This is a genomic window from Mesobacillus maritimus, from assembly GCF_023715205.1.
GTDB lineage: Bacteria > Bacillota > Bacilli > Bacillales > Cytobacillaceae > Mesobacillus_B > Mesobacillus_B maritimus_C.
On record NZ_JAMBNR010000003.1, the window covers coordinates 257,150 to 268,676 of the forward strand.

Genomic DNA, 11,527 nt, shown 5'->3' on the forward strand with positions numbered 1-11,527 from the left:
TAAGTTTCAATTAAGCTAGTTTCCTAAGCCCTTTTTTGACTAGCAGCGGGTAAGCGAGACTTACTAACCCTAGATAAACGACCGCTCCTCCTCCAACTGAAAGCAACATCGTCCAAAACGCTTCATCTGTTAGATAGCGAGCGCTGATTTCTTTTATCCAAAACGCGCCCACCATCATTGTGATGGAGAGAATAAACGGCTTGGATAACGCTTGTAGATAGTCTTTAAGTGATAACTGAATCAACCAAGCAAGCAGCCATCTGCCGATGAAGAAGTTCACTAAGCTGACGGTGACATAAGTCCAGGTAACAGTCTCGAGATTCTGACTTTGGACCGCAACCCATAACGCCAATCCGTATAAAAGAAGAACGCCCGTGTCCCAGTAAAAGCTGAGATTAGCCTTTCCTTTCGCAAGGAGAACCGAGCCGTTGGGATTCATCAGAACGCGCAGCAGCCCAACGATTGCCATAATTTGCAGAATTTCCGTAGCTGGTAACCATTGCTTACCAAACACCGTGACAATGAAAACGTCAGCGACCGCAATGACCCCCAATAACAACGGAAAGCTAACCAGCGCCAGCAATTTGGACATATGGAGAAAGCCTTCTTTTAACGAGTTGTGGTCATGTTGATTTTTTGAAAATAACGGAAATGCCACGCGCGTTAAAATTGGGTTGATTTTCAACACTGGAATGGTGACCACTTGGTAAGCTAAATGGTAGAAACCTAGTGCTTCCGCTCCCATAAACCGACCAATAAGCAGGACATCTAGATTGGAACCAATGCGATTGACCAGTCTAGATGCAAGCTGAAAGCCTCCAAAAGAAAGGATTTCTTTGCATTCGGCTAACCGAAAAACAAAACCTGGCCGCCATGTTTTTAGATAAACACTGAAATAAAGAACTCCTTTTAATGCATAAAATAAAACTTGAGAAATGACGTATGCATAAATTGGACTCATCACAAACAAAAGTCCAATTAAGGTAAAAAACGATAAGAACGTGGCGATGATTTCAACAACAGCGAGTGCATTGAATCGCAGTTCTTTTTGAAGCATGTATTGGCTTTGTTGGCCAATTGGTGCAATAAGAAACATGATGGCTAATAGGCGAACCAACGGCACGAGCTCTTCTTCATGGAAGAAACTTGCGATCAAAGGGCTCGCTACCATTAGGACTACAAAAAGAAGGATCCCAACGAGCATATTCAGCCAAAATAGTGTGGACAACATTCTGTTTGTCACCCGCTCTTTTTGAATAACAGCCGAGCCTAATCCTAGATCAATCAGGATTTGTGCAAAAACAACGATCGTTGTAATCATGCCAACGAGGCCAAATTCAGCTGCCCCCATCACATTTGCAAGAAGCGCAAATTGGACAATTTGAATGATGGTAATGAACAGCGACGATGCTCCTGTCCACTTCACTCCTTTATGTAATTGGTTTCGAATGGTTGACACAAAATTTCCCTGCCTTTTGTTAACGAGCTCCTTCTCCGGTTAACACCACTTTTACTGTTTTAAGTAAGATTTTTACTTCCAATAAAAATGAAAGATTTTCGATATATCGAAGGTCGTATTTCAATTTTTCTGCTGGTGTAATATCATAACCGCCACTCACTTGTGCTAATCCAGTCAAACCTGGTTTTACAAGGAGTCGGTTTTTAAATCCTTGAATTTCTTTATCAAATTGCTCGGTAAACATCGGTCTTTCCGGTCTCGGACCGATGATTGACATGTCTCCTTTCAAGACCGATATAAATTGTGGTAACTCATCAATTCTTGTTTTCCGAATAAATGCTCCTACTCTTGTCACCCGAGAATCATTCACTTCCGCCCATTTGGCTCCACCCTTCTCGGCATCCTGCCTCATGGAGCGAAGTTTAACGATTCGAAAACAAACGCCATTTTTCCCGACCCTCTCCTGAACATAAAACGGGGATCCAGGGGTCTCTATCACAATCAAACATGCAAACACCAATATAATTGGGGCCGCAAACAGAAGTCCGATACAGGACAATAAAAGGTCCATCATTCTTTTGAAAAAGAGATATTGCTCTGCTTGCTTCGAAAGTGTAAGGGTAGTGGGTTTGGTAGCCTTGACAATCGGGTAATCCTGGTAGAAATTCGCGCTCTTTCCAGCATTCAGAACAAACCACCTCCTAGGTTGTAGTATAAGGACGAACTTTGAAGGCTGTGTTGAAGTACCATAAAGAAAACGTTAACTTTATGAAGGTTCAGTAAATTTAGTTAATTATTGTAAACTTTTTTACAAAAAACAGGAAAAAGGACACCCCTTCGTGAAAAGAGTGTCCTAGATAAATGGAAGAAAACTGGATGGTGCCAGGCACCATCCAGTTTTCTTCCACCTTATTTTTACCGAACCTTACTATCTTCTTAATATTTTCCTTACAAAACGATGGTAAGCTGTGATTATAGATGGAGAAAAGACATTCTTAACGATAGGATGTGTTGTGCGATGACCACTAAAGTCTGCATTCAATTTCTTCTCATCATGGCGCATTTATACTTAAGTTAATTCTTTCTGTAATCCCTGTCCCTTTTATAGGGATTTTTTTATGTTCATGAAAGGGGATAAGAAGAAACGTTAATGAAAGATTGGGGGAGGCTGTTGTTGGGCTGAGCTGTGGTTCTTTAACGTAATACTCCATTCGCCTTTCTTATTTAATTCGGCGTAGAAAACTTCCGCTACCTGGTCAATATTGTGCTTTTCATTCAATTCATGAAGTAACCACTCTTTGTCTTTGTTCAGACCTTTGAGGACTTTTCTATCGATTTTGCCGTCCAAGATGAGAGGAATACTTCCTTCAGCCTCTTGGGAAGAGAGATTGAGATCCCCTCCTGTCACTGGGCGTTTGTTCATTTTTAGAGTTACCGAGAGCCTACCGCTCGCTTCGACAATTGCCATTTCCACATCGTTGATTTGGAAGATATCCTTCTCTCTTAGCATTTGAAGGATATTATCCATGGAATAATTGATTTTTTTCATGTTTCGTGGGAGAAACTCCCCTTTATATACGATAACCGTTGGTTCAAATGTCATTATACGCCTCAGGTTATGATTGTTTAATTTTATATAGATGATGAAACGGTGTAGTAGGCCAATTGAAATGACAGCAACAAAGGTATGAATATGGTCAATTCTCAGGTCAGCAATGTCCGCACCCAAAACTGTTCCAAAAACTAAAATAACCAATATATCAAAAACGGGAAGTTCCCCGATTGAGCGCCTTCCCATAAAGAGTCCAATCATAAGCATCAAGGGCAGAACCGTTACAATTCGTCCAATCACTTTTATGCTGTCTATTAAAATATCCATCCTCTACTCACCTCTACGCCTCAGACATTCTTAGTGAAAAATCGGAGGAACTCCTGTTTTCAAATGTCCTTTTAATGTCAGGTTTACTTCTCCTTTAGTGTTGACCCCCGCATAAAAGACGGTGGATTGATCTTTTACATGCTTTGCGGATAACACTTTTTGAAGCCATTCATCATCTTTTTTAAGCTGTTGTAAAGCCTCTTCTTGAATGACACCATCTAAAATAATTGGGATTTCGTATTCTGCCTTTCCGGCAGGTAAATTAAAGTCCTTGAGGGTAGCGGGGGTTTTTTCTGATGCTAAACGAACGGACATACGGCCATTTGCTTCAATAATTGCTAGCTCCACATCACTCATCTGAAATACGTCTTTTTCCCGGAGCATTTGCAGGACATTATCAATCGTATAATTGATTCTTTGTAGATTGGCAGGCAATAATTCCCCTTTGTATATGACAACTGTTGGTTCAAACGTAATGAGATGCCCAAATTTTCGGTAGTTCAATTTAAGATAAATGATCAGTTTTTGCAATAGAAGAATCGCTAACATAGCTACAACTGTGTGGATATGGTCAATCTCTGGGTCGGCGATATCGGCTCCTACCACTGACCCTAGAACTAGCATGACAAGGAAATCAAAAACGGGAAGTTCTCCAATCGAACGTTTTCCCATATAGATTCCGATAAATAATAATAACGGCAAAATGGTCGCAATTCTCCCAATAACCTTCAAACTGTCCATCAGTACATCCATTATCCAACCACCCCGTCTACCAAAATTTCGTTTGGCCATTTTCCCCTTCTGGACGAATGAATGATGGAAATTAACTGGATGGTGCCAGGCACCATCCAGTTTTCTTCCAATCCCAGAGTTAGTCCTCCATTCGATATCCCATGAGGTCAGCGATTGTTTTAGGGATATCGGTATTATTAAGCACTCCCTCAAATTTGTCTGAGCCGACGCCATAGGCAAACACTGGAACAAGGTTCCCTGTGTGGCCACCAGTACTACTTAAAGACCTGGTTGCACTGCTCACAATGCCTCCGTGATAATGTTCCGTTATCATACTTCCGATTTCCCACCCCACCCGGCGATGAGAATACACTTTATCTCTAACATTTTTAATTTTCTCGTTAAATTTAACAATCTCCTCATCGGAAATATCCATATTCGCGTAGGTTTTAAACACGTCTCGAATGCTGTCAGCTGTATAATCTCCTGTCCGTTCAATTTTTTTTAGCTGTTTTGCCATGAATTCATGAGAAACTTCAATCTGTTTCAAGGCTTTAATATCCATTGCCTCTGTTGCTGAAATCCCCATTGTTTCATGGTCTGCCAGCACGACAACCAATGTGTCGCCTCGTTCTTTTGCCCAGTTTGTTACATACTCGACTGTATGATCAAATTCAATTGTTTCTTTCCAAACACTTGGTAAGTCCGCTGCGTGCGAAGCGTGATCGATGCGCCCTCCTTCAACCATTAAGAAAAAACCGCTATCCCCTTCTGATAAAAACTCTAGTCCCTTCTCAGTCATTTCCTTCAGAGACGGTTCTTCGCTTTTCAATTCTTCTCTGTCTAATTTAAAAGACAAATGATCTTTATTAAATAGCCCTAGAAGCTTTTCCCCAGTTGCTTTAGATAAATCTGCTCGGTTATTAACGAATGTATAGCCATTGCTTTTAAACTTTTCAATTAAATTTACTCCATTCTGCTGCTCAGGCTCAAAGTCTGATTTTCCACCACCAAGGACTACATCAAGCCCATCATTTAACTGCTGCTTTGCGATTTCCGTTTGATCAGACCAGCGGTTTTTTACACTAGCTGTAAAGGTTGCAGGGGTAGCATCTGTTACTTTATTCGTCGTAATAATGCCGACCTTTTTTCCACCTTTTTTAACTTTTTTCAGAATACTTTCAACTGGTTTATTGTCAGGGGTTCGAGCAATCATTTCATTATTGGTTTTTTTCCCTGTTGCCAAAGCCGTCCCTGCTGCAGCTGAATCGGTCACCGTATTGTTTTCCGAATAAGTATGAGCAAGTGCTACGTTCGGAAGGGTTTCCATAAATAATCGACCATTCTTTCCATGCTCAAAAAGACGAGCAATCTCCAACTGACCAATCCCCATTCCATCTCCAATCATTAACACAACATTTTTAGGTGTTTTTGCGACACTTCCCGGATGATCTTTTTCTTGGAATGGCGGATCGGGATTCGGAAACAACGCCAATGAATCTAACTCTATTTTCTCTTTTGTCTGGCCATGAACCACGCTTATATTTAAGAAAGATCCTGGTAAATACAGAATAAGAGCAACTAAAACCATCCAAATCAAACGTTTATGCATTGTTTTCTTCCTCCTTAAACAGGTTCCATTTCCTATTATTTGAAGGGAAATCGTAAGAAACACAGGGAAAGTTTTCCACTGTAATAAAACAAAAAAAGATGCCCTGTTTTATTTGGACATCTTTTTAAGATCACTTCATAATTCATAATTATTACAGACTATGATTTCCAATAAACTGGATGGTGCCAGGCACCATCCAGTTTATTTCCACCCACCACTTATTCTTCTTCAGCTGTGGCTGTTTTTCTTCTTCTTACCAGCAGTGCTACGGCTAGTCCTAGCGCGGCGATGACGCCGATAATGGATCCGGCGAATACTGGTTTGTTTTCATATAGCTTCACAATTGCAGATTTCTCAGCAATTTCGAACGGTAATACTGTCTTTGATTCATTTCCTGCGTCATCTTCCGCGATGACTTCAATTTCATATGAGCCGAAATCCGCTAGTGTCGTTGAATAAACGGTAAAGCCGTTTGCATCTTCGGTTGTATTAAAATCATATAACTCTCCGTTGATTAGCACAGCTTTCACTTTATCAGTCGGACTATCAAGACGAATCGCAACCTTAACTGGTTCGTAGTACGTACCGTCCTTCTCGACTCCGTCAAAGACCACTTTCGGCGGTGTTTTATCAATCATAAACTCGACGCTTAATTGCTGAACATTCCCAGCTTTGTCTTTGACCTCGAAGTAGAGCACATGCTTTCCTTCAGAAGTAATTGGATCTCCTAACTGATAATCCTGACCATTTAACGTCATGGTAATCACGTCATAAGCACTGAAGTCCTCAATCAGAAGGTCTGGAATTAAATCACTATTAAAATACTTCTCTGAAATTGGCTCTTTAAACGTAATAACCGGCTTAGATTTATCAATTGAGAATACAATCGTCCTTGTAGTCACATTATTAGCCAAATCAGCAACCGTCGCTTTTAACACATAATCTCCTTCTTGATCAAGCTTCGTGTTATTGCGATAAGGTTGTCCATTTAATGTAATTGAAACTTTCTTTCGGTCTAAATGAACATCAGAATAAGTGACAACTGGTGCAATATTTTCATTAAAATAGCCATCAATAACACCTGTTATCGATACTTTAGGGCTTGTCGTATCTAACGTAAAACTTATCTTTAGCGTCGACTCATTTCCCGCTTTATCTCTTGCTAACACTTGATATTCATAGTCCATTTCCTTTGATGCCGTTGGAGATACTTTGCCCACGCTCTTTCCATTTAAGGTAACCGACACAATGGAATCATCTTGGTGGCCAAGAGCAAATTCAGGTGTGAATATTTCATTGATATACTCGCCATCTTTAATCACTCGACTTTGTCCTTTAAACTTAGGCGTGATCACCGGATCTGTTTTATCAATTGTAAACTGAACTTCTCTTGAGAAAGAGTTTCCTGCTTGGTCCGTTGCATCGACAACGATATGATATTCACCTTCACCACTAAAATTATGACTGAAAGATGCAAGTTGGCCATTTACAGAAAAGCCACCAGCATTGTATCTAGCTCCATTTCGAGTCACAGTGACTTTATTGACATCCAAGTTTACATCACGAATCGCTATTTGAACTGGTTTATCTACATTATAATAGGCACCGTTTTCGACTCCAGTGATTTCAATAGCTGGATTTGTTTTATCAATGGTAAATGTCCGTTTAACGGAAACCGGTCCATTGCCAGCCTTATCAATTGATGAGGCGGAAATGGTATACAAGCCGTCTTGAGTAAAGTTATGGCTTAGCTGTGAGTAGGCCTGTTTCGTTGTGACAAACTTTCCGATATTAAATGGTGCTCCATTTTTTGTAACATTTAATTCCACATCATTGGTTGCGTAGTTTTTCTCGTTAACCGAAATCGTTACCTTTTTGCTACTTGGGTTAAACGAGTCTTGTTCTACGCCATCAACTTTCACGACCGGGTTGGTGTGGTCGATAATAAACGCAATCGGCTTATGAGTCGTTTTTCGTCCCGCTTTATCCGTAGAATTCAAGAACACTTCGTAGTTCCCTTCTTCGGTAAAATCAAATGTGCGTGACCCGACAGTTTTACCTGAAGCTGTTAGCTTTCCTACTGGATAAGCTTGTCCATTACGAAGAACTTTTAAGTTCGTTTTATTTAAATCAATATTGGTATCATCTACCCGGAAAGTTGCTTTTTTCCGTTTATAATGCTCGCCATCTTCAATTCCACTGATTTCTAGTTCTGGGTTTGTATGGTCGACCGTGAATATTACTGTTTGAGCGTCCGCTTCGTTCTTTGCTTTATCCTTCGAAGTGACAGAAATCTTGTATTCAAATTCTTCTTCGAATTTCATTTTAAGCTTGGAAGTTTCATTCCAAACATCCCAATCTCCGACTGAGACCTTTTTTCTCTCATTTGTTACAGTGTTAGTCGCAGTAACTTCAATGTTTACTTGGTTATTTGCGAAATTATGTTCATCCACTACAATCGAAACCACTTTATTTTCAGCATCATAGTCCTTGTTTTTCACAGCAGAACCCGTTTTCGCATCTAAAATTTGAATCTTTGGTTTGATCGTATCGATTGTGAACGTACGAGTTAGGGTTGATTTTTCTACCGTAGCCTTATTTCCAGCTTCGTCTTCCGCAGCTACGGTAATTTTATAATCACCGTCTTCTTTAAAGTCACCATCTTTGTCAAATACAAGTTCTAGTTTCGAATGCTCTTCTTTATTTTCAAACGGTACTTCTTTAGCAACGCCTTCTTTTTCAACAACGACTTTAACATCATTGCTGTCATGATAATATTCGGTTACTCCTACAATGACTTCACCCTTTTGAACAAAGTCTCCCTCAGCAATTCCTTTCATGGTTACAACAGGAGCTGTTCGATCAATTGTAAATTCATGCGTAGCTGTATTTTTCACTCCGAATTTATCTTCTGAAGTAACGGTGATCTGATAATCGCCTTCTTCTTTAAAAGAAAGATCCATTTGGCCGCCGAAGCGCCACTTCAATTCTTTTAAAATCGTCCATTTTTCAGGCTTCAACTCTGTCACTTCATCGCGGTTTGTCCGTGTTATTTCAACGGTCGTCTTGTTTTTATTAAACGTAAAGTCATGAACGCTTAGCGTCACATCTACTTTTTCCGCATTGGTATGCTTACCGTTTTTAATGCCTGAGAATTGAATATCAGGTGCATCGGTATCAATCGTAAACGTTTTGGTCAATGCAACTTGATTTTTCGCTTTATCTTGGCCCGTTACGGTAATTTCATAAACGCCATCTTCCTTGAACAGATGCTTTGTTTTTGCAGTATCTTCTTCAAGTTTTAATGGCTCAACTTCGTACGCTTCGCCATTTTTCTTTACTTCAACTTGATATTGGTCCAAGTGTAGGTCGCTTACCGAAATCGTAATTTCTTGGTCGGCATTGTATTCTGCCTCAGCGTCAATTGTTGAGATGTTCGCAACTGGTGCAGTTTGATCCAGTGTAAAATTGCGTTTGATCTCTTTTGCTTGTTGGCCGAGACGGTCTGTTGCAGTTAACTTCAGTTGATACGTTCCATCCTCTTTAAAAGTATGTTCGAGCGCTGCTTTTGTATCTTCTATACTTTTAAACTTCAATTCTTCTGAATACGGTTCATCATCTTTTGTTACTTGTAGGTTTGTTTTTTCTAAATCTAGCGTTCGATCTTCAGCAGTTGCAGCAATTTTTACCTCTTTATTATAAAAACCGCTAACTTCCGATAATACAAGTACAGGAACTGATGAATCAATCGTGAAAGATAGCTGTTTGCTGCTAATATTTCCTGCTCTATCCATACTTTTTGCTTCCAGGGTATAGTCCCCTTCAGCCGAAAGGTTCAGTTTTTCAAAAGCCTCTTCGCCCTTATAGGTTTTCATATCTTCCTTTTCTTTATATTCATGAGTAACCCACAGGCGAGTTGAATTTTTGTCAAGGTTCAGATCAGTCGCTTTCAACGCAACTTCGACTGCTTCCTTGTATTCGCCTTTATCTTTAACACCATTTACACTGATTTCTGGAGCTACTTTATCAATCGTAAATGAAGTGCTTTCTAGCACGAGTCCATCTCGATTTCGGCTATCCTTCACCGTCACAGTGACTTTGTAATCTCCATCTTTTTCTAATTCAAGAGCATATTTCTTTGCTTTTTCTCTAGTAAAGGATTTTACTTCCTCTGTTGTTTCGCCATCGACCGTTTTCTCAATCTTTGCTGAAGCTTCATGAATTGGAAGATCACCGTTTACGATTAACTTCACTTCTTCACGATAATGGCTATTTTCTGTCGCATTTTCAATCGTCAATGTCGGACCTTGGTTATAGATTCCAAACGACGTTTTGACAGGCTTGCTCTCGTTCCCAAACGAATCTCGTCCATTAACTTCAATATCATAGTATCCAGTTTGATCGAAACTTAAGTTCGCTGTATAACCAGTACCATCCTTCTTTTCTTTCCACTCGATTTTCGGTGTTAAAGAGAGTTCATCCTTTGTAATCGAAACGTCTGTTTGTTTTTCATCAAAATGTTTGTCATCTACTTCAATTGACACGTAGACGGTATCTTTTGTAAAAAAGCCATCCGTAAAATATTCCGTTCCTACCCTTGTGCTCAGTTTCACTTCTGGAGCCGTTGCATCACGGTCAATTGTGAAACGATTAGACTGAGCAGGAATCTTCCATTCATTCCCTTTCGTAAATACTACATTCGCTTTGAATTCCGCGTCCGGGCTATCTGCGGGTAGCTTAACGGTAACCAGATACTCCCCTTTAAAATTGTCACCACCAACTGGCTGGATTTCTGGTGTAACTCCCTTGCCATTATAAGAAGTCGCGATTTTAAATGGTCGTTCTGCTGCGTAATCAGTCACAGGAGTTGGTTGTTCAACTGGTTGTTCTGGCTGCTCTATTTTATCTTCGGTTGAATCGCTAGAGTCACCTTCCTCTTCAGTTGGAGGGGTGGTCTCGGAATCCGCTGGAGCATCTTGATTTGCTTCAGCCTCTTGTTTTGCTTTTAATTCTTCGGCTGCTTTCTTTGCTTCAGCTTCCTGCTTTGCTTTTAATTCTTCAGCTGCTTTCTTTGCTGCTTCTTCATCAGCTTGAATATTCTTTTGGTAATCTTCTTTTAAGTCGACTGTAAAGCTGATTGTCGCTTCATTCGTTTGCCAATTGGGATCCTGCTCATTGGCTAGATTCCAACTATCTTCTTTAAAAACAATGAATCGCTTCGCACTGTCGAATGAAAAAGCGTTCGTCGTAAAGAAGAGAACAGACAGAAGCAACAGACTACCTGCTAATATCCAAATCAACGACTTATTCTTGTTATACTTTTTTGATATGATTTCCGTCATAATTCTAACTCCTCTTAAATTTTCGTGTCTGAATGAACGACAACAATATCTAGTTCGTTTTGAAAATACGGCGCTTCAGTCAGGAGCGTGGTTTCGTCCATCTCTTCTGATAAAACCGTTGTTTCGTCTGCATCAGATGTTAACAAAGTCGTTTCTTCGATTTCCTCCGGCCCAAGCAAGGCCGTTTCTTCCGTCGCTGCTGCCATGAGCGCTGTCTCATAATGCCTACTATCTCCATCATGATTTAGCCCTTCCTTAGCAGCCGCAACTTGACTGTACTGCTTTTTGATCATAATTTCTTTAGTGAATTTCTTTTCTGCTGCTTCTTCGTCTGAATTTTGTCTTGATGCTTTCTTTTTACGAAGGCGAATGCCAAATAAATCTTCCACCACTTGGGCGATCCCCATTTTAAAATAAAAAATGATGGAGAGAATGAGCGTTATAATTGCGCCCGCCATGCCTCCGTAATACATGATTTGATATTCCATTTCCCCCCACCTTGC

The 11,527-nt window shown here is 40.2% G+C and carries 7 protein-coding genes; all 7 read right to left on the reverse strand.

The window, feature by feature from the left end:
- Nucleotides 1–10: 10 nt before the first annotated feature.
- Nucleotides 11–1,459 (reverse strand): teichuronic acid biosynthesis protein TuaB, encoded by a 1,449-nt coding sequence (tuaB, locus tag M3182_RS05810; protein WP_251557369.1) that lies wholly within the window; start codon nt 1,457–1,459, stop codon nt 11–13.
- A gap of 19 nt (nt 1,460–1,478) precedes the next feature.
- Nucleotides 1,479–2,147 (reverse strand): sugar transferase, encoded by a 669-nt coding sequence (locus M3182_RS05815; RefSeq protein WP_251426565.1) that lies wholly within the window; start codon nt 2,145–2,147, stop codon nt 1,479–1,481.
- A 459-nt stretch (nt 2,148–2,606) separates the two neighbouring features.
- The gene (locus tag M3182_RS05820) at nt 2,607–3,338 is read right to left on the reverse strand and encodes a DUF421 domain-containing protein (RefSeq protein WP_251557370.1); all 732 of its coding nucleotides are present in this window, start codon (nt 3,336–3,338) and stop codon (nt 2,607–2,609) included.
- Nucleotides 3,339–3,368: 30 nt separating this feature from the next.
- Entirely contained in the window at nt 3,369–4,091 is a 723-nt protein-coding gene (locus M3182_RS05825) for a DUF421 domain-containing protein (protein WP_251557371.1), read from the reverse strand.
- A gap of 118 nt (nt 4,092–4,209) precedes the next feature.
- Nucleotides 4,210–5,682 carry an alkaline phosphatase gene (locus M3182_RS05830; RefSeq protein ID WP_251426356.1) on the reverse strand — a complete coding sequence of 491 codons (1,473 nt, stop codon included), beginning with the start codon at nt 5,680–5,682 and terminating at the stop codon, nt 4,210–4,212.
- A gap of 218 nt (nt 5,683–5,900) precedes the next feature.
- On the reverse strand, nt 5,901–11,024 hold the full coding sequence (locus tag M3182_RS05835; RefSeq protein WP_251557372.1) for an Ig-like domain-containing protein: 5,124 nt from the start codon (nt 11,022–11,024) through the stop codon (nt 5,901–5,903).
- Nucleotides 11,025–11,038: 14 nt separating this feature from the next.
- Entirely contained in the window at nt 11,039–11,512 is a 474-nt protein-coding gene (locus M3182_RS05840; protein WP_251557373.1) for a hypothetical protein, read from the reverse strand.
- Between the last annotated feature and the right edge of the window lie 15 nt (nt 11,513–11,527).